Consider the following 23,945-nt stretch of genomic DNA (forward strand, 5'->3'; position numbering starts at 1 on the left):
TTTTTCGATACTAGATGAAAAATTATATTTTAATACTTTCAATTTTTTCTGTCTTAAATATATTCGGTCAAGATTCGATGACTGCAAGTTTAGTTGAAGGTGTTATTGATCATGATTTTCCGAAAGACTTTGAGCACTATTTATTATTTAAAGAAGGTTTAGAAGAACCTATTATAAACGATTCGCTTCAAAAATATCAAATAAGAGAATTAAAATCGGTAAGCAATAATTTTCCTTTAGACTTGATATATAAATCAAATGAGGAAATTATAGACTGGACAAACTACTCTTTAAAAAATGTAAAAACTCTGTCTAGTAATAAGTATAAAAGGTTTTCTCCACCTCTAGCAAAGAGTATCATTTTTGTAAAGTATAATATTAGTCCCAGGAAATACGATAGTATTTTAAGAAATAAAAAACGCCATTCTATAGTAGTAAAGAAAAAACTTCTTTGGAATAAAAATAAGATTTGGGAAAATAAAAAACTTAACGAAGAAGTGGTTAAAGCTTGGGAAATTGACGAGGAAATTAATGAAGAAGAGAATATATACTTTCAAATTTCTAAACCAATATTTTCGAAAGACCATAAATATGCTAAAATTTCTGTTTTTGAAAACCACCGTTGTAAAGGTGAAGGTTACACCCTACTATATAGATACCACAATGAAAGTTGGGAAATGCTATTGAGATACAATTTTGTGTCATCTAAGATTTGGACATCGCATGCAAAATGTGGCAATATTCAAATAGTAGGCAAATAATATATTACCAAAGAAACAAGTCCAATTAATAGAATTATTTTGGTGTTGATTTCTGTGGGAGCTATGCTTATTATGCTTAGTTAGAGTTGTATCTTTAGGTTGAATTCTTAGTATAATTGTCAAATTGTGTAAAAAATGAAAATTGGATTAAAATCATTACTGGCTTTACTTTCATTACTGGCTTTTTCAAATACTAATGGACAAAACATCGTTGAAGAATATCAAAAAGCAAAAAAAGACAGTTTAAGAATCGGAGAACTTGACACTGATTTTCTTGAATATATTGAAAAAGGATATACACTTGCCAAACCAGATAATACATCGAATATTTCTGGGGTAATTATCTTTTTTGAGGGTTCTGAATTTGACAAAAAGAATATGAGTGCAAAACAATTGTATACTCAGGCAAATATAGCCGGGTATGCTGTTTTATCTGTTTCAACAGAAATACCATTGGACTTCTTTTTCTCTGAGAACTCAATTATAGATGCGCATAAAATAATCGAGAGGGCTTTCGACAAAAATAATTTACCGAATAATAATGTATTCTTAATTGGTGTTGGTCTATCTGGACATAGAGCCTTAAAATATGTTGAATATCAAGAAAAAAATAGTCCTGATTTCGCATTTAACATATCTGGACTCGTTATTTGCGATGCACCATTAGATTGGGTAAGACAATACAATGAAGGCAATAGAGATAGAAGAATTAATTATGACGAAGGTGCTGTTTGGGAAGGGTCTTTCTCAAATTTTATACTTGAGGAAAATCTTAAAGGTAGTCCAACTTCAAATCTTGAGAACTATCTTAATTTTTCATCTTACAGCTATTCAGACAAAACCGATAGAAAAATTAAATATTTTAAAAACTATCCGGTAAGAGCTTACATGGAAGTTGCTATAGAATACTGGTTAGAAAAGAAAAGAAAGACTACAATTGACAATAATGGACCAGATATGGTCGGTCTCATTGCTCAATTAAAATTGACGGGAAATGAGAAGTCAGATTTAGTGATATTTTATCCACATGAAAGTAAAACAGAAAAAAAGAATACTGCTGCTACTTGGCTTGCAGTAGATAAAGATGAACTAATGGCTTGGATTATAAAATGGTCCAATTAGAAATTAAAGCTATATCCTTAAACCGCCAACCCAATAAAGTCCACATATTTAAGATTAGGGTTAATCTTTACCCCACGTAACCAGTAATTTAGCAGTACTAACCTAAAATACCGTTACACATGAATATCATAGGAAATTTTATAAAAGGAGTTATCGATATTACCGACAAAATTACTGGTGATGATAAACCTATTGAAGATCAAAAAGCTGTTCTTCAAAACCTTTTAGAAACCGCAAAAGATACTTCTTTTGGTAAAGCCTATGACTTCAATAATATTCTAGAAAGTGATCATCCGCAGCAAGCATTTCGTGATGCCGTGCCTTATTTCGATTATAATCAAATCAATGAAAAATGGTGGCATAAATTGCACGAAGACCAGACCGATGTAACGTGGCCCGGTAGTCCTGATTATTTTGCACTGAGTTCTGGTACAACGGGTAAAACAAGCAAACGTATTCCGGTCACCGATGCTATGATAGATGCTATTAGACAAGCAGGTATTAAACAAGTGTTAGCAATTTCGAATTTTGATCTTCCGGCAGATTTCTTTGAAACGGGAATTTTAATGCTGGGCAGTTCTACTGATTTGGTTGAAAACGACGACCATTTAGAAGGTGAAATCAGCGGTATTAGTGCCAGTAATATTCCATCTTGGTTTAGTGGTTACTATAAACCCGGAAAAGAAATTGCCAAAATTGATGACTGGGACGAGCGTGTTGCTAAAATTGCCGAAAAAGCTGCAGATTGGGATATTGGTGCTCTTAGCGGAATACCATCTTGGATCGAGTTAATGTTGAAAGAAGTCATTAAAAAGCACAACCTCAACAACATTCACGAGATTTGGCCAAACCTGCAGGTGTACACTTCTGGCGGAGTTGCATTTGGACCCTATGAAAAGAGTTTTAATGCCTTAATGGGGAAACCGGTAACGGTAATTGACACCTATTTAGCTTCCGAAGGGTTTATTGCCTTTCAAGCAAGACCAGAAACCGATGCCATGAAACTAGTAACGGATAACGGAATCTATTTTGAGTTTGTTCCCTTTAATCCTGATTATATTTTAGAAGATGGTTCTCTTTCTCAAGATGCTCCTTCCCTAACTTTATCAGAGGTTGAAACCGGTCAGAACTATGTGCTTATAATCAGCACAGTTAGTGGTGCTTGGCGCTATCTTATTGGTGATACCATTGAGTTTACCGATGTGGAACGTGCCGAAATTAAAATTACAGGGCGTACCAAATTCTTCTTAAATACGGTAGGTTCGCAATTATCTGTCAATAAATTGGATGATGCACTACAAGACATCATGGAAACTTTTGATATTGAAATACCTGAATATACCCTTTGTGCCAAAAAGTACGAGGACGGATTTTACCACACTTGGTATTTGGGTACTACAGCAACACAAGACGCTGAAGCTATAGCTGAAAAACTAGATGAATCTTTAAAGGCTGCCAATAAAAATTATAAGGTTGCTAGGTCAAAAGCTTTAAAAGGAGTGAAAGTTTTTACCGTAAACCCTGATATATTTTACGAGTGGAACGATAGTAACAAAAAGAAGGGCGGACAAGTAAAGATGGAACGTGTTATGAAAGAGAAAAAGTTTGCCGAATGGGAAGCATTCGTTAACAAGTAGTGTTATAACTGCTTATTTATCTTGACCTATAGCATCTCTTTCTTCCACCAACAACATAATTTCTTCAGGAGATAAATACAGTTTTTTGATGCGATCTACATACTCTGGTGTTAAACCTGCTTTCTTGAGGATAAACTCTTTGGTAGCCAGAATATATGTTTCCATTCCATGCGCTACTGCAAAAGAATCTGCACGTCTTTCCGCATCACGTATATAATTTTCAGAAGTTACATATTTAAACCCAAAGCCTATTAAATTAAAACCGCTTCGCTGCTGGTAGTCCATAATATGTCCTAGTTCATGCCCCAGCCAGCCAATCATAATTTCTGACGGTATATCTTTTGTGTAATACACAGAATCTGCAATCTTTATTCTTTCACTGATCAAAATATTATAAGACCTATTTTTCTTAGACTTAAATACGCTCCAGAATGAAGGCTGCGCTTGCATTGTTGACTTCTTGATTTCTTTTTTAAACTTAAATTCTATAGCCACATCTGTAAGCTCAGGATAGTGAGAAAGTGCAATTTTCGCTTCTTCTTTAATTACAAGGGGAATAGTATGTTGTGCGGATGCAACCATAGGGTAACTTAATATTAATAGGATTATGAAATTTATTGTTTTTTTGAATTGGGTCAATATCATAGTAACGGACTAAAGAATTTGGCGAGACCTTCTAAAAATTTACTAAAGGGTGATCTCTTTTTAAACTTTTCTAAATCTACTTTTGCATCATCTGTACAGTGCTTTGTAAAAAGTCTTTCTATATGCGATGCTTTTTCTTTGTCATACAGTATTGCATTGGTTTCAAAGTTGTGCTCAAAGCTTCGGTAATCAAAATTACCCGAACCTACAGAAACAACTTCACCATCTATAATTATCACCTTACTATGAGAAAAATCTGGTCTTAGGTAAATATTCGCCCCAACTTCAAGCAAAGCTTCAAAAGTGGAAAACATACTGTATTGCGCTAATAAGGAATCTGATATTTTAGGAGTCAGCAATGTTACTTCAATTCCACTTAAAGCTGCAATTCTTATGGCTTCCAATACCGGTTCTCCAGGAATAAAATAAGGGTTGGCTATGCAGATGCTTTTAGTTGCAATATTGATCATTGCCAAATATTGCTGCATAATAGCTGGAAATTTAGAATCCGGACCACTTGAAATTATCTGTGTTACCGTATTACCAACAGGTTCTACTTTTGGAAAATACTTGTCTTGAAGTAACAATTCTTCCTTACCCGCAAAATGATAGTCTTTTACAAAAACACGTTGCAAACTATTTACCGCAGGACCTTCTATTTTAAGATGTAAATCTTGCCAAACACCTAGCTCAGATACCGGTTTCATATATTTATCGGATACATTGAATCCGCCAGTGAAACCTACCTTGCCATCAATTATAATAATTTTTCTATGATTTCTGTAGTTAAGGGTAAACAATAGATTACCGAATCTAATTGGCATTGTAGAATAGGCTTTTACCCCTAATTCTTTAAAACGTTCTACTCGCTTGCCGCGCATAGAATTACTTCCAAAAGAATCATACAACATTCTAATTTCTACCCCTTCTTTTACTTTTTTAGCAAACAGGTCATGAAATTTGTCTAACAGCATACCCTCTTCTAAAATATAATATTGAAGATGTATAAAATCTTTGGCTTCTTCTATTGCCTTAAAAATGGCTCCGAATGCTTCTTCACCATCATTTAACAAGGTGATTTCATTACCATCATAAGGTGCAAAAAAGCTGTTTTTTCTAATAAGTGTAGCAAGTTTATCATGCTTATAATCATCAAATTTATGCACACTTTGTTCACCACCCTCAAGCTCTTTATGGGTTTCTGAATACAGTCTTCTTTTTTCGGTCTGCTTTAATTTAAAGAGTTTAAATTTTCTTCTGTTGATACCGAATAGGTAGTATAATAGTGGTCCTAAAAAAGGAAATATAATAACAGACAAAGACCAACTAATCATCTTAGTTGCCTTTGATCCATTAAAAATTATATTGACAATACTCCATAGAGTAACTGCTATATAAGCAAACCAAAAAATAGTATTTACCACCTTAATTATTGTTTATCATCAATATACCATAAATAACCCCACCCTTGGGCTTAAAAATCCAATCAAGACACTTTTAGTACTAAACGAGTTAATTACTGGCGCTAGATGTAAGTACATTTAAAAAAAAGTAATGGGAGTAATTGCTATGGATAAAAAACAGATAACATTATACTACAGTTCAGAAAACTCAATAGGCAAACAATTAAATGCTTATGTGGAGTCTTCTGGTAAAGAACATTTAACAATAGACATTTCTAAAACCAATGTAACCGGTACCCAATGGGCAGAATTAGCAGATGGTCTTGGTAAAAATATTTCCGATTTGGTGAATACAGACCACCCGGATTTTAAAGATGCCTACGGTGAAGACACTGTAAATCTTGATGATGATGGTTGGTTGAAAATATTGGATAAGAACCCAAGCTTACTTAAAAATGCCATTGTTATTAAAGGGAAAGAATTTATTGAACTTACAAGTGCATCAGACTTTAAGCAATATATGGATCCTGATAGTGCCGGAATAGAAAAGCCGTATAAATAAAAGCCTTATTACCCTATAAGGTCTTCTTCTGCACATAGGGTGTCTATACCTTAAATTACTTTCTAATAACTACCTTATGTCAAAGATTTTAAAATGGATTTTACTATTTTTTATTATCTGCGTTGGCGGCTATATGCTTGCCGAATGGAGGATGAAGAAAGAAATAATTAGCTTTCTAGAGCGAAAAGTTCCTGACCATATAGATTTTTCATATGATGAACTTACCATTAGTTTACTAAGTGGAGATATCGCATTTACGGATGTTGCCGTAGTAAGTTTAGGGAAACAAACTTCTTCATGTGAAATAAAGGTGAATGCAGATGAGCTGTCGGTAACAGGCTTTAGCTATTGGCAAATTCTATTTCAGAATTCTATCTTCATTAAAAACCTAACACTTAGTAAACCGCATCTCAATTTTAAAACATGTCCTGAAAGCACGGATAACGATGATGCCAATAAGAGCAACCCTATAAATTTATTAAAAGAAATATTTGTTGAAGAACTTATATTTGAATCTGGCGTTGTTGAAATTTGGGATCATAGCGAAGATGTAAAATTGATTGCAGTAGACGAAATTAATCTCTCCTTAAAGCAAGTAGTTACCGATCCAGATATCATTAAGAAATATGTTCCTTTTACCTTTGACAACTACCAAATTGAAATTCTAAATTTTAATGCTCCATTAGGTGAATTCGAAAAGCTGAAAATGAAATCTATGGTAGTCAATAACTCCACTATTGACATCAATAACATTTCTCTTGAAACTATATACTCCAAGTCAGAATTGAGCAAAAAAATCAGGTATGAACGTGATCATATAGACTTGTTTATTCCATTACTAAAAGTTGACAATCATAAATATTTGGCAACAAACGATTCTCTTCATATTAATTTTCAAGAATTACTTCTGTCTGAACCATATTTAGAAATCTACAGGGACAAATCTAGATTAGAAGATTTCAAAAACAAGCCACTTTATGGCAAATTATTGCAAAAACTGCCATTTAAAGTTGCAATTGACTCCGTTTTTATTAAAAAAGGAGCAATTGTGTATGAAGAAGATATTCCAAATAATGCATCTGCAGGAGCTCTAAGTTTTGAAAATTTAGACGTAGCCATTAGTAATCTTTCTAATATTGAAAATGAAGATCCTTTAAAAATTAAACTAAATGCCAACCTTATGGGTGCTGGTAAATTTCATCTAGATTGGCAGTTCAATGTTTTTGATCCAAAAAGCACTTTTCTTATTTCTGGAGGACTATCAAATTTCAACACGGCTAACTTAAATGATTTTCTTGTACCCAATCTTAGAACCAAGACAACAGGCACTATAGATCAACTCTATTTTACTATTTCTGGAGATGAATATACCTCTACCGGTGATATAAAAATGAGTTATGAAGATTTTAAATTTCAAGTACTTAATAAAGAAAGAAACGGAGTAAAAAAAGTTCTTTCATTCATTGGTAATCTATTTGTTAACGATGGTTCAAAAACAGATGCAGACGGTTATAGATACGGAGATATTTCTGCAGAACGGGTAAGGCATAAATCATTTTTCAATTACTTATGGATTAATCTCCAAGACGGATTGTTAAGTGTATTAACGGGCAATGGCAAAAAAGATTAAATAAGGTTTACAAGTAAAAAAGCCAGGCAGTTGCACTGCCTGGCTTCTCTTTTCATAGCAATATTATATTCTAGTTGTCATCTGTAGCATCTTCTACCGCCTCTTCAACTTCATCAGCTCCATCTTCAATTTCATCTCCAACATCATCCATTCCTTCTTCAATTTTCTCTCCTGTGGTCTTTTCTTCTCTACAGCTTGTTGCAATGCTCATTGTTGCAAATGCAAATACGATCATTAATAGTGACTTTTTCATAATATGTGATTTTAATAATTAGGTTAACATTTTAATATGTAAGTATATTGGATGACTTGTTAACTATATAGTTTCCAATACCTTTCATACCAAAGATGCGCTTTTTAAGAGAGAGCGCTTAGTTGTAAAAAAATGGATATTAACTCATCTACCAAAAGCGCATTTGTGTCAATTAACATCTTGAAAGTGTTAAGGTTAATCTCTTTTTTCTAGTTTTTTTGTAGTGTACAATTGCCATTGTGCATAAAATAAAACAATGAAAGAGTTAACCATTAATAGTTCAAAGTCAGACGATATGTTTTCCCAAATACAAATGTGTATTCAGGGAGAGCTTTTAGAGGACTGTGGCGAAAGTGTTTTAACTTTTGATAATGCTGTGGGTAAAGGATCTTTAAGAACTATAGATTTTAATTGGGGAGTTTCTCTTATAGATTGTAACATGAAACTAGCTGAGGAAACCAAGTTAGTTTTTGAATCTCAAGATTTATCACCCATTGAATTCATTTTTATCAGTAAAGGATACTTTAAGTATAGTGAGAATAATACGGATAAATATACCAGGTTAGAACAATTTCAAAACACGATAATATCTCACAAACGAGATGCGAAAAAAACCTTTCTATTTCCAAAAGATGAACATTTAAAAATCAATTTTATTCGTATAAACCGTAAAGAGTATTTACAAAAGAAAAACAATAATATTTCTCAATTAAATCAACTATTGGTTTCATTGTTTAACGATAGCAAAGGAGAGGCTGCTTTTCAACACGGGGGAAGTTTTAGCTTAAGAATTGCAGACGAAATTAAATTATTAAACGATGATGATACCCATAGCGGTATGTTAAGGTCTCTTTCTTTAGAAGGTAGACTTTACCTTATTCTATCGTTGCAATTGTTGGAACATAAAAATTTTGAAGAAAACATGAATTTACCTGAAGCTATTTCAAAGGAAGATATTCTTAAAATCCATAATCTTACTTCCTATATATTGGAACATATTTCTGAAAATATATCTATTTCTACTTTGAGTGCAGAATCTGGCTTGAGCCCTAAAAAACTGCAATTGGGATTCAAAATTCTATATTCAAAAACCGTGAATGAATACGTAAGACAATTGAAATTAGAAATATCAAAGGACTACCTTAAAAATTCTGACTTAACGGTTTCAGAAATAGTCTATGCAATTGGTATTAAAAGTAGAAGTTACTTTTCTAAGATTTTCTTTGAAGCTTATGATATTCTGCCAACAGACTATAGAAAACACTTGAAAAACAAAAACTCTTCTTTACACTAATTCTCTGGATATTCATACGGCATAAGCATACTATCATACGATATGTCTTGATTGAATAAATTCTTGGCAATAGGTCTTATCTCCAAATCTGTTTTATGAGGCGGCTGCAATATCTCTTGGGCCCTTTCAATTGTAGTGTCACTAAAAAACCATTCATATTTATCATCGCGGTCAATAATTGCCGGCATATAATCTACTAAGTTCTGAAAATTGACCACTTCTCTTTCTAATGGTCCCGTCAATAAAGAACACGTAATAAAACCATCATCTAAAATGGTATAGATGCCTGCTAAATACAGAATTTCTCCTTTCTTGCAGCTAACATGATACGGATATATTTCTCCATTTTTTAATACCGATGTAAAGAAACCCGTAACAGGAATTATGCATCGCCTATTCATGAAAGAATCATGGTACCAAATGTCAGATTCTAATTTGTGTGCCGGTATGGTGAGTGTATTGGTCAGTTTTTGAAACAACTCCCAATCATCATTGAAATTACTGGGCAGTAAACCCCAAATTGCCAAATTGATGGCGTCTGGTTCATTCATAGTGATAATAGGTATGGATACCTCAGCTAAACCACTAATGACCACTTGTGGTTTATATAAATTTGGATACTTGAACAAAGCATTTACATCTCGCTCTATCTCCTTCATTTTTGCTGTATTCGAAATTTTAAAATACATATCAATCTTTTGCTTTAAACATAAAGTTCGGCAAATAACCATAGCACTCTTGTTGCAGAAACATAAAAAGATAACGCATTAAAAAAGAGCTAATAGGTTCAATTAAAAAATGTAAATCTCTCATATAAAAGCAAAAAAAAGAGGCTAATTATAGCCTCTTTTCTAATTCTTTAAACCAAGTTCTAACTAATGTCTTCCAACATTTTAATATTTGAAAGGCCATTTTTAATAGCCTCTTTCTGGCTTCTTAAAATGGTTGCCGTTGTTGATGGTAATGAAGTATCTTCCAACACATCATCATACTCCTCAATAGCAGCTTTCTCTCCTCTAATTGCCTCTTCTAGCATAGCTTCTTCATTATCTAAAGAAAATAAGGCTTTCACATCCATCCATGCTCTGTGTGCTTTACCGGTTACGCTGTCCCCTTTATCAATTTCTTGACCAAAAGTTTTGATTTCAGCTTTTAATTCATGTCCAAAATCATAACGTTGTTTTGCCTTGATTTCAAAGAAAGACTTTAGTTGCTTGTTTTCTGTATTCTCTGCTGCTTTCTTAAACCCTTTCTCAGCATCGTACGTTTTTTCTAAAAGTTCGTTCAACTTGTTTCCTACTTCTTCTGTATATGTACTCATTTCTTATTGTTTTAATGATGTGATTTTTTATTTATAGATGTCAACCACAATTACATCTTGTAAAATTTATTTCTATTCTTAAAATCCTGTAATTTTCTCTTTAGTTCACCAATGTCTTTTGCTTTAGATTGATTTGAATACATGAGTACATGCTCCATATCAATTTCAAAAATTGCATCTTCATCATCATCCGTTAAATCATTTAAGGTACTATCCACCAAATAATCTCTTACTAATAGACCTACATAACCCAAAATGCCCATTATCAAAATACCTATTACTAAATCTAACATATGCTTTGTTTTGAATTCAAATTTATAATAGATAAGCGGTCTTTTTTACCTTGAAAAAAAGTAGCATTAACTCCTTTGAATAGGGTTAATAATCAGGTGTATAGGATTAAAAATATAGTGCCCTTCTAACACAATAAACTGTTAGATTTTAGAACTTGCAGTATCAAATTAGTTCTCACGTTTGTGCATCTTATATAGGTAGTTTCCATCACTTGTTCTCCAAACACTAGAAGTGATGGAAAGCACAAACAAAAATTAAAAATATTATGATTAGAAAAGGTACAACCGTAAAATGGTCTTGGGGCAATGGTACTGCCCAAGGTAAGGTAGAAGAAACATATACTTCAAAAACAATAAAGACGATTAAAGGAAATGAAGTGACCAGAAATGGAAGTGATGACGACAAGGCACTTTACATTAAACAAGAAGATGGTGATTACGTTTTAAAAAGCGAAAGCGAAGTGGAACGTGCGGATTAAGTTATTGATTAACCATTAGTTTTCTTTAGCTAAACTCTGTAACGGATTAAAATCTGCTATTAAATTGATCAACACTTTCTCTGCGGCAGTTTGGTTTTCCGTTGCTTTTGTAGATGCTACTTTTTTAATGGCTTCGTCTAGTTCATTTCTTTCATATTTACTTACTACGAACGGATGCACATAATATTTCTTACATACATTTCTAGTATTACCTAAAGCCTTTGCGGTGTCGTCAAAAGCTTTTATTATATTCTTTTTAATCTCGCTTTCTACCTTTGTAGTTTCATTTTCAATAAGAGATTCAAAGAATATAAGTGTCCCAGACCAGGTTCTAAAATCTTTTGCCGTAAAAAGGTCTCCGCTAATTTCCTGCAAATATTCATTGACCATACCACTATCCACACCCATTTTTGTTCCGTCTTCATCAAAAAACTGAAAAAGGTCCCAACCTGGTATTTCTTCACATTGTAAAACCAATTTTCTTAATTTTCTATTATTAAGGGTAATGTTATGCTTTTTACCCTTCTTGCCGGTAAACTCAAACTTTAGCTTATTCTTACTGGTCTTTAAGTGTCTTGTTCTTAAAGTTGATAAGCCATAGGTTTTATTTCTTTTTGCATATTGGCGATTACCAATACGAATATGGGTCTCTTCCATTAACCTAACAATTAAGGCTAAAACCTTTTCTTTAGGCCACCCATCTAACTGTAAATCTTCATCTACCTTTTTACGAATATTAGGTAAGGCTTCCCCAAAATGATGCATTCTTAAAAACTTGGTTCGGTTTCTTACCCTCAACCATAGATCATGATAACGGTATTGCAACCTATGTTTTACATCATAACCTACTGCTTGCAAATGAGCATTGGCAATAGGCGCTATTTTAACCTCTTGCCATGCCGGTGGAATCACTAATTTTTTAATTCTAGTTAATTCAGCTTTTTTACTAAGCGGTTTATTCTTTAGTAGATATAGAAATTGATCCTTCTCTTTAATACGCTGTATAGATAGCGCTTCCCTATTTACATATTTTAAATGCATATGCGCAGCTACGTCATGTGGTTCACTTGCTAATAGTTCAGAGTAGTTCATATATTGGTTTTTTATAATATTTGCATCGCATAAACTAGGTAAGAAATTTTGTTTATGATTTTTGTTGCAACATGAAACAAAAATAAGAATTCGCGCTGCTAGATTAGTGTTCTATCACAATCTTTTGTAGCCTAAAACCGCTTTATATCGCATGAACTATTATTTCAACTAGCGGTATTGGGATATTATTTTTCTGAAAAGGATTCTTTTAAACACCAGAAGTTGTATAACTTGACACTATATAAAATACAAAGCTTATGAAAGGAGAACCTATGTTAATATGTATACCAGACATAAGCGGATTTACAGAGTTTATGAGCGAAACAGATTTTGAACTGAGTTCAAAAATTATTCCTGCGCTTTTAAATCAAATTATCTACACCAATAAAATTGGACTAAAAGTCTCAGAGATAGAAGGCGATGCGGTTCTCTTTTTTAAGACCGGAGAAATGCCAAGTCTAGAAAATCTAATAGACCAATGCAGAATTTTTTATACTGAATTCTATAAAGAACTTGATGCACTTAGAAAAAAGTATAAAAAAAATAAAGATGCTGCATCTATACCAGATATACTTGGCTTAAAAATTATTCTACATTACGGCAAAGAAATAGCCCTTACCAAAGTTGGCAACAGTATTAAGCTTTTTGGTGAAGACCTTATCATTGCCCATAAATTATTGAAGAATAAAATAAAACTGAGCGAGTATCTTTTACTAACAGACGGTCTAACCAACTACTATAAAGAAAATAATCTGAACGATCAATTCGATTGGGGTTCGCTAAAGCAAAACTCTACTGAGTATGACCATGTAGGAGAGATAAACTACTCTTACATAAACCTTAAACCCTTGGTAAACGAATAGTGATCTACACGTAAAATATTCGTTAAAGGGTTCATCATGTAGGTATCTGAGTTAACACTAACGAATCAACTTCATTAATTTTGTTCAAAACAATTAAACAAAATTTTATGAGCTATTTAGATATAAAATCAAAAGATATAAAGCCGATAGTTGACGAATTAAACACGCTGTTGGCAGATTACAATTTATACTATCAAAACCTTAGAGGATATCACTGGAACGTGTCTGGAAAGAACTTCTTTGACCTTCATATAAAGTTTGAAGAGCTGTATACAGACGCAAGAATTAAGATTGATGAAATTGCAGAACGTATTTTAACTTTAAGACACAACCCAACAAGCGAGTTTTCAAAATATTTTGAAATGTCTTCTATAAAAGAAACGCCATCTCTAATTGCCGATACCAAAATGGTACGAAACATTTTAGATCAACACGAAACACTTTTAAAGCAAATGAACAAGGTCATCAAGAAAGCTGAAGCTGGTGGTGATGAAGGTACAATTGATATGATCGGTGGTTATATTGGCGAAATTGAAAAAGTAAGTTGGATGTTAGATGCCTGGAACAAAAAATAACGACATTTAAAAGAATAAACATAAAAAAAGCACCTTTATAAAGGTGCTTTTTTATGCAGTAGCCTTTGCTACGACAATATTGTATACTTATTATTTTACCACTTTACGCATGAGATAGAGCATTCCAAATTTTTTGGCTGCGGAAAATGCGGTAGAGACCCAGTTATACGGACTCAAATCTTCCTGTACATCTTGTTTAAGTCCTTTCAGTTCCTCTAAAGCAATTTCACGCTCTAACTTTAAGCGTTTCAAATTAAACTCGACCTCCTCAAAATTTTTGTACATAATTATTTAATTAAAGAATTTATCCGATAACTTTCTTACCAACATGCTGTCAATTTTACTTCTAAAAACATAAGCCAAAACCAACAACACTAAAAATAGGGCGCCTGCAATTAGACAAGCACCTACCATGCTTTCAATAATGTTTGCCAAGAAAACAACCCCAGACACAGTAATGAACATAAGTGCCAAAAAAGCGAGACCACCCATAACTGCCATTTTTAGCAGCATACCAGTGGTCATCGTTAATTGTTGAAACACTTTAAGCCTATAGTATTCTTGGGTTTTTTTATAGTAAACCTCTCCTACATCAATTGCCTTGTTAGACGTTTCGTTAAGTGAATCAATAACTCCCATTTATACCGTTTTCTGCAGTTTTTTATTTTTCGTTTTCAACTCTGACAATTTTTTCTCTAAAGTTGATATTACATCTTCTGTCTTATAGCTTAAATCAGATACTAAAGATTCAACTCTAGTGTCCAAAGTTTGCTTTTCATCAGTCATTTTAGAAGTGACTCTATTTTTTAAATCAACTGCACTATCCGCAAAATTATCTCTTGTTGCAGCTGCTTGATCGGCAATTAATCTTCTGGTATTCTCACCCTTGTCAGGTGCATAAAGAATTCCTAAGGCTGCCCCAATGGCAGAACCTGCAATAATCGCCAATAATGTATTTCCACTATTATTCATGTTATAATTTTTTAAGGTTAAACGTTTCTTTTACTAAAGGACAATATTTGTATTATCGTCTGTAACAAAGGTCTTAGTAAATGACAGATTTACTTAACTCTAAACCTATTTATATTAACGTTAATAATAGCTCAAAAGGGTTAAGAATTATTTGTAACGAATTAATAGAACTACCTTCTTAATTCTAAATTTGTACTATGGAAAATTATGAAATCACAAACCCTTATAATGGTGCCGTTGTAGACACATATACAAAGGATACCTACGCAGATATTGAAGAGAAATTAAAAAAAGCCCTGAGCATTGAAAGTTCATGGGCGAATATGGAAATTGAAGACAGGTGCGAATTGCTCACCAATGTCGCAGAACTGCTAATAGAACGTAAAGAGGAATATGCAACTCTTATGACACAAGAAATGGGCAAACCATATGCTCAAGGTGTTTCTGAAATTGAAAAGTGTGCTTGGGCGTGTGACTTTTACGCGCACAATGCTGAGGATCTTTTAGCCGATGAAGTAATAGAAACCGATGCAGACGAAAGCTTTATAAGCCACGATCCCTTAGGATGCATACTTGCCGTTATGCCGTGGAACTATCCTTTTTGGCAGGTAATTCGTTTTGCCGCGCCTACTTTAACAGCTGGGAATACAGCACTTTTAAAACATGCACAAAATGTTACCGGGTGCTCTTTAGCAATAGAACAGTTGTTTTTGGATGCTGGTTATCCTGAAGGATGTTTTCAAAGTTTAAAAGCCGGTCATGAAGAAATAGAAAAGCTGATTTCCAATGACGGAATTAAAGCGGTTACCTTGACCGGTAGCGAAAAAGCCGGTAAATCTATAGCGGGTACCGCAGGTAAAAATTTAAAGAAATCTGTTCTAGAACTTGGCGGAAACAACGCTTGTATTGTTTGGGAAGATGCAGATTTGGATAAGCACATGGACACTATGGTAACTACACGTATGCAGAACACCGGTCAAAGCTGTATTGCAGCAAAACGCTTTATAGTCTGTGCTGATATTTATGATGCGTTTTTAGAAAAATTTATTGCCAAAGTAAAGTCGCTCAAAAGTGGTGATCCTATGAACAAAGAAACTTTCATAGGCGTTATGGCACGTGAAGATTTAGCAGAAGAGCTACAAAAACAAGTAAACGATTCTATAAAACAAGGCGCAAAAGTCGTCTTGGGCAACATGCGCAACGGAGCTTATTATTCACCTACCATTCTTACCGAAGTAACTACAGATATGCCTGTTTTTAAAGAAGAAACATTTGGACCCGTTGCTGCAATTACCAAAGCAAAAAACAGAGAAGAAGCTATTGCCTTAGCTGCAAATTCTAAATTGGGACTAGGCAGTATGTTATTCACTGAAGATATAGATGCCGCAATGAAAACAATATCCAGCATACCAGATGGGGCATTTTTTATAAACGACATGGTAAAATCTGATCCTAGATTACCTTTTGGAGGTACAAAGGCATCTGGTTACGGTAGAGAATTATCTAGAGAGGGAATCTTAGAATTTGTGAACAAAAAAACAGTATACATTAAAAAATAAAATTATGACAGACGAAACAAAATTTGTAAAAGAACCAGAAGAGGAAACACGCGAGTACATCCTTCAGAAGAATAAGAAAACAAAATTAGGTGTTACCATATTAGTGGCATTTTTAGTTGTTCTAGTTGTTGGTATTATAGTTTCAAACGTGTTCTTCACAAACTAAAGAACACAACTCAAAATACTTAGGCAAGCACATCTTCGTCTTTTGTTTTATTTGTAAAAAGATGAATTTAAGAAGGTTTCAAACCCACTTATTAACCAAAGCCAATTATTTTGTACTTTTCTAAAGTCTTATAAAATAACCATGTCTACACTAGTTTCTAAAGCTGAAGTTTTTGCCACTGATAAACTAACTCGTGATATTGACCCAAAGTTTCTATATCATAACCTTAGGCATACTCAGCGTGTAGTAGACAGTACAAAAGAGCTTATTGAAGGTGAACATATTAGCCACGCAGATAGTGAGCTTCTTTTAGTTGCTGCTTGGTTTCATGATCTTGGATTTACTGTTTCTTATGACAATCATGAAGAAAACAGTTGTCAACTAGCCAAAGACTTCTTAGTACAACATAATAGTCCAGATTCATTTATTGATAATGTTTGTAGTCTTATCATGGCTACCAAAAAAAATTATGAGCCTAAAAATGAATTAGAGAAAATAATACGTGATGCAGATTCTTCTCATTTTCATGTGAAGAACTTTACGGCTACCACAGAATTATTAAGAGAAGAGCTTTCTTTAGTAGAAAAGCAGCATAGCACATCTGCAGATTGGCGAGAAGAAAATATAACTCTTTTACGCACAAAACATCGTTTTTATACAGATTACGCCATCAATAATTGGCAAAAAGGAAAAGACAAAAATATTAAGAGACTCATTAAGGCTAGAAAAAAGAATAATGAGCTTATTAAAAAAGAAAGCTTAAAAGCCAAGTATAAAGGAGAGTTACCTGATAGGGGAATACAAACCTTGTATAGGGTTACGCTTCAAAATCATTTAAAGCTTAGTGATATTGCCGATACCAAAGCTAATATCTTACTTTCGGTAAACGCCATTATCATTTCTATGGCATTGGCAAATTTGGTTCCTAAATTAGATAATCCTTCAAACGATTATCTCTTTTATCCTACCTTTTTATTCATTGTATTTAGTGTCATCTCTATGGTGATGTCTATCATAGCCACAAAACCTAACATTACCACTGGGCAGTTTACGGAAGAAGAAGTGAACACAAAAAAAACTAATTTATTGTTCTTTGGTAATTTTCATAAAATGAAGTTAGAGCAGTATAATTGGGCAATGAACGAGCTTATAAAAGATAAGGACTATATCTATAGTTCATTGACAAAAGACTTATATTTTCTTGGTGTAGTATTGGAAAGGAAATATAGAATTCTACGTTGGACCTACACCGTTTTCATGGTAGGTATGATTATTTCTGTAATCGTATTTGGTATAGCGCTTAAGTTTTATGGTCCGGAAAGAGCCTTAGAACTTCCCGTTATGCAACCTTAGGTAAATGTGGAAAGCTATTCTAAGCTCCAATAGTCATTAAATGTATACATAATAATATACCTATTGCAGCAATTACAATAGTTAGTTTTAATGCCTTTGCCAAAGCTGGCTCCTTGTTTTGGTTATCTATATTTACTCTGGTCATGAGTGTTGGTCTATTTAAGATTATACTACAAATTTATGCGCATACTCCTTAGACTCTTAACTTCAAAAACCAATTTTTTATCTCTTTTGCTATTTCTTAATGCCTTGACATCATGTGTAATACCAATTAACTCCTCGCTATTTAAATCATTTGTATCATCGCTTCTTTAAACCTAGACTTTGGCGCTGAACATACAGGGCATTCATAATTTTCATCTATATCTTGAAATTTTGTGCCCGGAGCAATATTTAATTCTGCGTCACCAAAAGATTCATCATATACGGTAAGGCAATCTTGACATTGATACAAAGACTGGGTAGCATCCACAATTTCAACACTAGCCTTTTCTTCATTATCATCTACGCGACCTAATTGATCAAAATACATTTTACTCAACTCCATTAAAAGACCAGGTAATTCAATTTTATCTATGTCTTGTGCATAGGTAATGTACTTTTGACTATTAGGGTCAAAATGTTCAAAGTGCAATACATTATAGGTAGGGCGAACTTCAAATTCTTTAACGATAGTGGGCAAACTGTTCTTTTCAATTATCACCGAGGCAAAGTGCGAACGTTTACCCACTTCATTACTAATACCAAAGGTGAGGCCATAAGTACTAATATCATTTTGATCAAAGCTACGTACCAAATATTTTTTTAGCTCTAACGCCTCACCGTCATCAATGGGCACATGCCAATTCATCTCTAGTTGAGAGTGCCTTACATTGATACCTTTTTTACCCAGAAAACGTTCAAGTTCTGGTCTACTAGATTTTTTTATTCCTTTTACCACAAATGATTTCCAGGGTGTAATACATATTTTACCTATACTGTTATCCAAGCAAAAACCACAAAATTCTTTTAAGAAAGACAGGTCATATTTGTTATTTCTCCAATAGAGACCCAACCAGTACAAATCTGACCCTAAACGGTTCATACCTTCATAATACGGAAAGGTTTGAAAAGGAACCTTTAATTCCTTCTCCATAGTCTTATTATTGGTCTCCAAGTTTTTGTTCATGATGAAAAAAAGCTCGTCTATATCTGAGATATCTTCATATATTTCTTCAATCTGTTTGGAGATGGAATTGATATCCCAACTATAAATTAGAACAGGATAAAATGCCGATGAACTCCAGTGCGGAAGTTTTATATTCAGATACCAATAATCTTCTTGATCAGAGGCTATAAAGTTGAGGTTACCACTAAAAATTGGCACCAATCTTTGCTTTGGATCCGTAATATTGATTTTAAGCTTGGGCAAAAAATCAAATCCTTCTAAAATATAGAGATAGGTAGACCCTTTTAACCAATGGGTCATATCAAAAATATCTGCAGAAACATATGAACTAACGATATTCTGAAATGAACGATTGGCGATGATATCGGTATTGAATTTTGAGATACTTTCTAGCTGCTCTTCTTTTGCATCTTTCAAAGGAAATAAAATATCTTGCCGTGATCCAAAGTTTACACTTGTTAGTCCCGCAGCTTCTAACATGGTAATAATATCTTTTAGTTCACCAGGAGAGGTAACGCCTCCTTTTATCAATATTCTATGCAGATCATCATTCATAATGTGCTCTTTTAATTGGCTAAAACCAGCTGTTTCTTTAATAAATCTTTTATTTCGGGCTTACAACTACCACATCCCAAACCTGCCCCGGTTTCTGAACATAATTTATTGAAGTCTGAGCATCCTCCATTGATAGCATCTATAACATTGCCTTCCCCAACCTGACTACAAGAGCAGACCAATTTCCCCTTTAAAGGAACCGAGGTGGAAGCTCCGCGCAACAATTCGTCTCGTTTTTCAGAGAGTTCAATTTCTTCTTCTATTAGCCTTTTAAACTCCGCAAACTCATTTTTATCGCCCATTAAAATGGCTCCTTTAAGGGTATCGTCCTTTACAATGCATTTCTTATAGAAGCGCTTGCTTACATCCATTAAAATAATTTCTTCGTAAGATGAATCGCCAATTGGTGAATTCACCATACCTATACTGCAGAGATCAAGATTTTCAAATTTTAATATGTTCATTAAAACCGAACCATTGTAAATACTACTAAAGTCTCCCAGTATAAAATTAGCTGCAATATCTGCCTGTTGCTCTGCTGCAGAGGTAATACCGAACAACGAATTCTTAAATTCCGCAATTTCTCCCAAAGCGAAAATAGAAGGATCACTGCTTTGCAAATATGAATTGACCACTACACCTCTACGGGTATGCACGCCGGTCTGTTTTGCCAATTCTATATTCGGTCTTGTACCTATGGCATAAACAATTGCATTACACTGAATGGTACGCCCCGTTTTAAGGTTTACCAACAAGCTATGTTTTTGTTCTTTATCTTCAAAAACGGTACTTACTTCATTGTCAAAATATAGATTAATACCGCGTTCCATAACATCTTCTGCCAACAAACGGCTGGCCACACTATCTAGTTGACGCTCCATTAATCTAGGTGCACGTTGAATAATACTGATGTTAATGTTGATTTTCTTTAAAGCTGCCGCAAGCTCCAATCCTAGGAGTCCGCCACCAACAATAACCACATTTTGGTCTTTTGCCTGCAATCCGGTTTCTAACAGATATTTTCTAAGTTTATCTGCATCGCCTCTTTCACGCATGGTAAAACGGCCCGGTAATTTTATTTGTACATCACTTGGTATAAAAGCTCTACTACCTGTTGCCATAATAAGCAAATCATAGCTATGCTTTTCTCCTTTAGAATCTATTACTGTTTTGTCATCTGCATTTACGTTATTGATACCTACACCTGGGTGTAACGTAACATCAAGCTTCTGTAATTCGCCATCTTTCAACTTTTCCAAAGCTTCCCATGAGAGTTCATCACTTACATACTCAGGTAACAATACACGGTTATAAAAAGGGTCTTTCTCCTTAGAAAATACATGAAGTTCATCTAGGCTATTTTTCTCTCTATACGATTGTATAAAGCGGTAAGCCGCAGCTCCAGCACCAATAACAACCACCTTCTGTTTTTCTTTTACAAACTTTGTGACCTCAACGGCACAGTACTTAAAATCTGGCTCTTTAGAAACCGGATCAACCAAATCATTGGTCAAGTTATTTGCCCTACCAAAATCATTATTTAATACTTTACCCCAATGCATTGGTAAAAAAACAACCGATTCTCTAATATCATAATTAAGCTGCACTTTTACCTGTACTTGCCCTCTTCTACTTTTTACTACTGCAATATCACCTTCCCTAATTTTACGTAAATAGGCATCTACCGCGTTCATTTCTAAATATGGTTGGGGTATATGGGTCAATAACCTTTTCACCTTACCGGTTTTGGTTCTGGTATGCCACTGGTCGCGTACACGACCTGAATTTAATATCAGCGGATAATCACTACTTGTTTCTTCAGATTTATTGTATAGGGTAGTAGGAGCATTAAAATGCGCTTTTTTATCGTTGGTCAAGAATTTACGGTCTGTAAATAACCTTGGTGTTCCTTTATGTGTTTTATGCGGTACCGGCCATTGAAAACTACCTTCGTTAATTAACCTTTCATAAGACAACCCAGAAATATCTATATCTGTGCCTTTAGTCAATAAACAATGTTCGTCATAAACCTCACTGCTATTATTGTAGTCAAAGCCACTATAACCCATGGCTTGTGCAAAACGCCAAATAATTTCGGCATCTGGCAGTGCTTCACCGGGAGCATCTATCACTTTAGGCAGATAACTAATTCGTCTTTCTGAATTGGTCATCGTACCTTCTTTCTCTAACCAACCTGCTGCAGGTAATAATAAATCGGCAAATTTTGTGGTCTCTGAGTTATGTGATATATCTTGAACGACTACGAACTTTGCCTTTTTCAATGCTCTTTCTACTTTATTGGAATTGGGCATACTTACCGCCGGGTTAGTACAAACGATCCAAACTGCTTTTAGCTTTCCTTCATCTAATGCATCGAACATTTCTGTTGCCGTGTACCCTGGTTCGGCTTGTATTTCTCCGCCTCCCCAAAAATCCGAGACTTCTTTTCTATGTGCAGGATTACCTAAATTTTTATGTGCAGCCAATAAACTTGCCATACCACCAACTTCTCTGCCGCCCATAGCATTTGGCTGACCTGTTAATGAAAATGGTCCTGATCCTGGCTTACCTATTTGACCTGTTAATAAGGATAGGTTTAATAACGATACATTTTTAGCAACACCTATAACACTTTGGTTCAGCCCCATGGTCCACATACTTATGAACTTTTTGGCGTTACCTATATATTCTGCCGCCTTACGAATATCAGCAACGGGAATACCACATTTTTTTGCCGCTTCTTTAAGAGATAAGCTATAAGCCATTTCTTTACAAGCTTCAAAATTAGCAGTGTGCTTTTTAATAAAAGCACTATCTATTTTTCTTTTCTCTATTAATCTACGGGCAATAGCATTGAATAGAATTACATCTGTACCCGGTAGTATTTGCAAATGTAAATCTGCCCCGGCACAAGTCTGTGTCTTACGAGGATCTACTACAATTATCTTTACATTCGGGTTTTCTTCTTTATGCTTTTCCAATCTTCTATATAAGATAGGATGGCACCATGCCGGGTTTGCTCCTGCAATTAAAAAACAATCTGCCAGTTCTATATCTTCATATGAAATGGGAACGGAGTCTTCACCCAAGGTTTTCTTATACCCTACCACGGCAGAACTCATACATAGCCTAGAATTGGTATCTATATTATTGGTGCCAATAAATCCTTTTGTCAATTTATTGATGAGGTAGTACTCTTCTGTTAAGCACTGACCAGATACATAAAACCCTACACTATCTGGACCGTGTTTGGCAATAATACTTTTAAAAACTGCAGCGGCACGCTCAAAAGCGGCATCCCAAGAAACACGTTGCAATGGGTGATTTCTGCTCCATTTCATTTCTGGATACAGAATTCTATCTGTAGTATCTTGAGCTACGTAGTTTAGATTACGCCCTTTTGTACAAAGCATGCCTTTATTAGACGGATAATCTGGATTACCGTCTACCGAAATAGTTCCTTTTGCATCAACATCTACAAGTATACCGCAGCCTACACCGCAATAGGAACATATTGTTTTATGAGTTTTATTACTATTCATTTTATCAATGATAAAGAATGGTTCAGAAGTATACTGCAAATTATAAAAAGTACGTATAAATACGTACTTTTTTATCGCAAATGTTTTGGATTAAATCGAGTGATCCGCAATTTTGACAAGCAGACACTGAGAATTGATCAATAAATGAGAAAGTGAGGTGTTGAAATGTTAAAATAAAAGAGCAAGTTACACCATGACCAACTGTTTGTTTAAGCCTGTATTTCGTATTGTTGATAGGTTTTGTAACCAGTTTTTATTTAGTAACTACCATTAATATGCTGGTAAACAAAAAGAGAGAAATTATAACTGTAAATGTAAAGGCTATACTAATTAAAAACACTGTAGATATAAAATTTTCTTTTTTACTGTTATATGCAATTAGATAGATAACAAAAGGAATGAACAACATGATTAGAAACCCAAACATAATTCGACCAAAATCATTATTTTCCCCATGGAAGAGCGAATAAAGAAATCCGTAAAGAGTAAGTGAAATAATTAGTCCTGCTAACAAATCAATTTTTCTGATTTTTTTTGACTTATACAATTTTACAGTTCTAAGAACTACGGTAATTCCAATAATTAACGTAACTCCAAAAAGCAATAAGATAAAGGGAGCAAAGTATAATGGTAAAATTATTATCGTCATTTAGGCTTATAAAATTTTTTCTAAATGTTAAAAGGCTAGTATCAAATTATT

The 23,945-nt window shown here is 34.0% G+C and carries 25 protein-coding genes; 12 read left to right on the forward strand and 13 right to left on the reverse strand.

Annotated features, from left to right (window positions below; translation table 11 throughout):
* Positions 1 to 14: 14 nt before the first annotated feature.
* The 3 genes from UH1x_RS08245 (at position 15) to UH1x_RS08255 (ending at position 3,520) form a co-directional block, all read left to right on the forward strand.
* Entirely contained in the window at positions 15 to 761 is a 747-nt protein-coding gene (locus UH1x_RS08245; protein ID WP_482626137.1) for a hypothetical protein, read from the forward strand.
* Between the two features lie 135 nt (positions 762 to 896).
* Complete coding sequence (locus UH1x_RS08250) at positions 897 to 1,883, forward strand: hypothetical protein (protein WP_482626138.1); 987 nt, start codon at positions 897 to 899, stop codon at positions 1,881 to 1,883.
* 119 nt (positions 1,884 to 2,002) lie between these two features.
* Positions 2,003 to 3,520, forward strand: coding sequence for a GH3 family acyl-acid amido synthetase (locus UH1x_RS08255; RefSeq protein WP_482626139.1), 1,518 nt, complete (start codon positions 2,003 to 2,005; stop codon positions 3,518 to 3,520).
* 12 nt (positions 3,521 to 3,532) lie between these two features.
* Here UH1x_RS08255 and UH1x_RS08260 read toward each other — a convergent pair whose 3' ends face one another.
* Together UH1x_RS08260 and cls are read right to left on the reverse strand one after the other, a co-directional pair.
* Complete coding sequence (locus UH1x_RS08260) at positions 3,533 to 4,102, reverse strand: hypothetical protein (RefSeq protein WP_482626140.1); 570 nt, start codon at positions 4,100 to 4,102, stop codon at positions 3,533 to 3,535.
* Between the two features lie 59 nt (positions 4,103 to 4,161).
* The gene (cls, locus tag UH1x_RS08265) at positions 4,162 to 5,589 is read right to left on the reverse strand and encodes a cardiolipin synthase (protein WP_482626141.1); all 1,428 of its coding nucleotides are present in this window, start codon (positions 5,587 to 5,589) and stop codon (positions 4,162 to 4,164) included.
* 130 nt (positions 5,590 to 5,719) lie between these two features.
* Between cls and UH1x_RS08270 the strand changes: the two genes are divergently transcribed.
* Together UH1x_RS08270 and UH1x_RS08275 are read left to right on the forward strand one after the other, a co-directional pair.
* Positions 5,720 to 6,130, forward strand: a complete 411-nt coding sequence (locus UH1x_RS08270; protein WP_482626142.1) for an arsenate reductase family protein — start codon at positions 5,720 to 5,722, stop codon at positions 6,128 to 6,130.
* A gap of 76 nt (positions 6,131 to 6,206) precedes the next feature.
* Entirely contained in the window at positions 6,207 to 7,760 is a 1,554-nt protein-coding gene (locus tag UH1x_RS08275) for a hypothetical protein (protein ID WP_482626143.1), read from the forward strand.
* 70 nt (positions 7,761 to 7,830) lie between these two features.
* Here the strand turns inward: UH1x_RS08275 and UH1x_RS08280 are convergent, their stop codons facing one another.
* Positions 7,831 to 8,013 (reverse strand): hypothetical protein, encoded by a 183-nt coding sequence (locus tag UH1x_RS08280; RefSeq protein WP_482626144.1) that lies wholly within the window; start codon positions 8,011 to 8,013, stop codon positions 7,831 to 7,833.
* 256 nt (positions 8,014 to 8,269) lie between these two features.
* Here UH1x_RS08280 and UH1x_RS08285 point away from each other — a divergent pair, with 256 nt between their 5' ends.
* Complete coding sequence (locus tag UH1x_RS08285) at positions 8,270 to 9,307, forward strand: helix-turn-helix domain-containing protein (RefSeq protein WP_482626145.1); 1,038 nt, start codon at positions 8,270 to 8,272, stop codon at positions 9,305 to 9,307.
* Here the strand turns inward: UH1x_RS08285 and UH1x_RS08290 are convergent.
* The 3 genes from UH1x_RS08290 to UH1x_RS08300 all read right to left on the reverse strand — a co-directional run bounded on the left by UH1x_RS08290 (position 9,304) and on the right by UH1x_RS08300 (position 10,921).
* On the reverse strand, positions 9,304 to 9,996 hold the full coding sequence (locus UH1x_RS08290) for an SOS response-associated peptidase family protein (protein WP_482626146.1): 693 nt from the start codon (positions 9,994 to 9,996) through the stop codon (positions 9,304 to 9,306). The two genes, UH1x_RS08285 and UH1x_RS08290, sit on opposite strands and share 4 nt — an antisense overlap.
* Before the next feature lie 182 nt (positions 9,997 to 10,178).
* Positions 10,179 to 10,628 carry a ferritin-like domain-containing protein gene (locus UH1x_RS08295; RefSeq protein ID WP_482626147.1) on the reverse strand — a complete coding sequence of 150 codons (450 nt, stop codon included), beginning with the start codon at positions 10,626 to 10,628 and terminating at the stop codon, positions 10,179 to 10,181.
* 50 nt (positions 10,629 to 10,678) lie between these two features.
* Positions 10,679 to 10,921 carry a hypothetical protein gene (locus UH1x_RS08300; protein WP_482626148.1) on the reverse strand — a complete coding sequence of 81 codons (243 nt, stop codon included), beginning with the start codon at positions 10,919 to 10,921 and terminating at the stop codon, positions 10,679 to 10,681.
* Between the two features lie 266 nt (positions 10,922 to 11,187).
* On the opposite strand from UH1x_RS08300, the gene UH1x_RS08305 reads away from it, so the two are divergent.
* Positions 11,188 to 11,400, forward strand: coding sequence for a hypervirulence associated TUDOR domain-containing protein (locus UH1x_RS08305; RefSeq protein ID WP_482626149.1), 213 nt, complete (start codon positions 11,188 to 11,190; stop codon positions 11,398 to 11,400).
* Between the two features lie 15 nt (positions 11,401 to 11,415).
* Here the strand turns inward: UH1x_RS08305 and UH1x_RS08310 are convergent, their stop codons facing one another.
* Positions 11,416 to 12,492 carry a DNA topoisomerase IB gene (locus UH1x_RS08310; RefSeq protein ID WP_482626150.1) on the reverse strand — a complete coding sequence of 359 codons (1,077 nt, stop codon included), beginning with the start codon at positions 12,490 to 12,492 and terminating at the stop codon, positions 11,416 to 11,418.
* Positions 12,493 to 12,749: 257 nt separating this feature from the next.
* Between UH1x_RS08310 and UH1x_RS08315 the strand changes: the two genes are divergently transcribed.
* Positions 12,750 to 13,355 carry a DUF2652 domain-containing protein gene (locus UH1x_RS08315; protein ID WP_482626151.1) on the forward strand — a complete coding sequence of 202 codons (606 nt, stop codon included), beginning with the start codon at positions 12,750 to 12,752 and terminating at the stop codon, positions 13,353 to 13,355.
* Between the two features lie 107 nt (positions 13,356 to 13,462).
* Positions 13,463 to 13,930, forward strand: a complete 468-nt coding sequence (locus UH1x_RS08320) for a Dps family protein (RefSeq protein ID WP_482626152.1) — start codon at positions 13,463 to 13,465, stop codon at positions 13,928 to 13,930.
* A 90-nt stretch (positions 13,931 to 14,020) separates the two neighbouring features.
* Here the strand turns inward: UH1x_RS08320 and UH1x_RS08325 are convergent, their stop codons facing one another.
* The 3 genes from UH1x_RS08325 to UH1x_RS08335 are packed head-to-tail and all read right to left on the reverse strand — an operon-like array spanning position 14,021 to position 14,902.
* Positions 14,021 to 14,215, reverse strand: a complete 195-nt coding sequence (locus UH1x_RS08325) for a hypothetical protein (RefSeq protein WP_276470658.1) — start codon at positions 14,213 to 14,215, stop codon at positions 14,021 to 14,023.
* A 6-nt stretch (positions 14,216 to 14,221) separates the two neighbouring features.
* Positions 14,222 to 14,569, reverse strand: coding sequence for a hypothetical protein (locus UH1x_RS08330; protein WP_482626153.1), 348 nt, complete (start codon positions 14,567 to 14,569; stop codon positions 14,222 to 14,224).
* Positions 14,570 to 14,902, reverse strand: coding sequence for a YtxH domain-containing protein (locus tag UH1x_RS08335; RefSeq protein ID WP_482626154.1), 333 nt, complete (start codon positions 14,900 to 14,902; stop codon positions 14,570 to 14,572).
* Between the two features lie 197 nt (positions 14,903 to 15,099).
* Here UH1x_RS08335 and UH1x_RS08340 point away from each other — a divergent pair, with 197 nt between their 5' ends.
* The 3 genes from UH1x_RS08340 to UH1x_RS08350 all read left to right on the forward strand — a co-directional run bounded on the left by UH1x_RS08340 (position 15,100) and on the right by UH1x_RS08350 (position 17,980).
* Positions 15,100 to 16,461: an NAD-dependent succinate-semialdehyde dehydrogenase gene (locus UH1x_RS08340; RefSeq protein ID WP_482626155.1), complete on the forward strand. Its 1,362-nt coding sequence runs from the start codon at positions 15,100 to 15,102 to the stop codon at positions 16,459 to 16,461.
* A 4-nt stretch (positions 16,462 to 16,465) separates the two neighbouring features.
* Positions 16,466 to 16,627, forward strand: a complete 162-nt coding sequence (locus tag UH1x_RS08345; RefSeq protein ID WP_482626156.1) for a hypothetical protein — start codon at positions 16,466 to 16,468, stop codon at positions 16,625 to 16,627.
* A 141-nt stretch (positions 16,628 to 16,768) separates the two neighbouring features.
* Positions 16,769 to 17,980 carry a Pycsar system effector family protein gene (locus UH1x_RS08350; protein WP_482626157.1) on the forward strand — a complete coding sequence of 404 codons (1,212 nt, stop codon included), beginning with the start codon at positions 16,769 to 16,771 and terminating at the stop codon, positions 17,978 to 17,980.
* 19 nt (positions 17,981 to 17,999) lie between these two features.
* Here the strand turns inward: UH1x_RS08350 and UH1x_RS08355 are convergent, their stop codons facing one another.
* The 3 genes from UH1x_RS08355 to UH1x_RS08365 form a co-directional block, all read right to left on the reverse strand.
* Positions 18,000 to 18,125, reverse strand: coding sequence for a hypothetical protein (locus UH1x_RS08355; RefSeq protein ID WP_482626158.1), 126 nt, complete (start codon positions 18,123 to 18,125; stop codon positions 18,000 to 18,002).
* A gap of 141 nt (positions 18,126 to 18,266) precedes the next feature.
* Entirely contained in the window at positions 18,267 to 19,703 is a 1,437-nt protein-coding gene (locus tag UH1x_RS08360) for a rubredoxin (protein ID WP_482626159.1), read from the reverse strand.
* Between the two features lie 11 nt (positions 19,704 to 19,714).
* The gene (locus UH1x_RS08365) at positions 19,715 to 23,245 is read right to left on the reverse strand and encodes a molybdopterin-dependent oxidoreductase (protein WP_482626160.1); all 3,531 of its coding nucleotides are present in this window, start codon (positions 23,243 to 23,245) and stop codon (positions 19,715 to 19,717) included.
* Positions 23,246 to 23,945 lie beyond the last annotated feature (700 nt).

The sequence above is a fragment of the Maribacter sp. UH1 genome (genome assembly GCF_056839145.1).

Coding starts and splice junctions, on each gene's coding strand:
- UH1x_RS08245 (WP_482626137.1), top strand. CDS start 15: ATGAAAAATTATATTTTAATACTTTCAATTTTTTCTGTCTTAAATATA.
- UH1x_RS08285 (WP_482626145.1), top strand. CDS start 8,270: ATGAAAGAGTTAACCATTAATAGTTCAAAGTCAGACGATATGTTTTCC.
- UH1x_RS08300 (WP_482626148.1), bottom strand. CDS start 10,921: ATGTTAGATTTAGTAATAGGTATTTTGATAATGGGCATTTTGGGTTAT.
- UH1x_RS08340 (WP_482626155.1), top strand. CDS start 15,100: ATGGAAAATTATGAAATCACAAACCCTTATAATGGTGCCGTTGTAGAC.
- UH1x_RS08290 (WP_482626146.1), bottom strand. CDS start 9,996: ATGTATTTTAAAATTTCGAATACAGCAAAAATGAAGGAGATAGAGCGA.
- UH1x_RS08255 (WP_482626139.1), top strand. CDS start 2,003: ATGAATATCATAGGAAATTTTATAAAAGGAGTTATCGATATTACCGAC.
- UH1x_RS08270 (WP_482626142.1), top strand. CDS start 5,720: ATGGGAGTAATTGCTATGGATAAAAAACAGATAACATTATACTACAGT.
- UH1x_RS08330 (WP_482626153.1), bottom strand. CDS start 14,569: ATGGGAGTTATTGATTCACTTAACGAAACGTCTAACAAGGCAATTGAT.
- UH1x_RS08320 (WP_482626152.1), top strand. CDS start 13,463: ATGAGCTATTTAGATATAAAATCAAAAGATATAAAGCCGATAGTTGAC.
- UH1x_RS08280 (WP_482626144.1), bottom strand. CDS start 8,013: ATGAAAAAGTCACTATTAATGATCGTATTTGCATTTGCAACAATGAGC.
- UH1x_RS08310 (WP_482626150.1), bottom strand. CDS start 12,492: ATGAACTACTCTGAACTATTAGCAAGTGAACCACATGACGTAGCTGCG.
- UH1x_RS08315 (WP_482626151.1), top strand. CDS start 12,750: ATGAAAGGAGAACCTATGTTAATATGTATACCAGACATAAGCGGATTT.
- UH1x_RS08260 (WP_482626140.1), bottom strand. CDS start 4,102: ATGGTTGCATCCGCACAACATACTATTCCCCTTGTAATTAAAGAAGAA.
- UH1x_RS08275 (WP_482626143.1), top strand. CDS start 6,207: ATGTCAAAGATTTTAAAATGGATTTTACTATTTTTTATTATCTGCGTT.
- UH1x_RS08350 (WP_482626157.1), top strand. CDS start 16,769: ATGTCTACACTAGTTTCTAAAGCTGAAGTTTTTGCCACTGATAAACTA.
- UH1x_RS08355 (WP_482626158.1), bottom strand. CDS start 18,125: ATGACCAGAGTAAATATAGATAACCAAAACAAGGAGCCAGCTTTGGCA.
- UH1x_RS08360 (WP_482626159.1), bottom strand. CDS start 19,703: ATGAATGATGATCTGCATAGAATATTGATAAAAGGAGGCGTTACCTCT.
- UH1x_RS08335 (WP_482626154.1), bottom strand. CDS start 14,902: ATGAATAATAGTGGAAATACATTATTGGCGATTATTGCAGGTTCTGCC.
- UH1x_RS08325 (WP_276470658.1), bottom strand. CDS start 14,215: ATGTACAAAAATTTTGAGGAGGTCGAGTTTAATTTGAAACGCTTAAAG.
- UH1x_RS08250 (WP_482626138.1), top strand. CDS start 897: ATGAAAATTGGATTAAAATCATTACTGGCTTTACTTTCATTACTGGCT.
- UH1x_RS08345 (WP_482626156.1), top strand. CDS start 16,466: ATGACAGACGAAACAAAATTTGTAAAAGAACCAGAAGAGGAAACACGC.
- UH1x_RS08365 (WP_482626160.1), bottom strand. CDS start 23,245: ATGAATAGTAATAAAACTCATAAAACAATATGTTCCTATTGCGGTGTA.
- UH1x_RS08305 (WP_482626149.1), top strand. CDS start 11,188: ATGATTAGAAAAGGTACAACCGTAAAATGGTCTTGGGGCAATGGTACT.
- UH1x_RS08295 (WP_482626147.1), bottom strand. CDS start 10,628: ATGAGTACATATACAGAAGAAGTAGGAAACAAGTTGAACGAACTTTTA.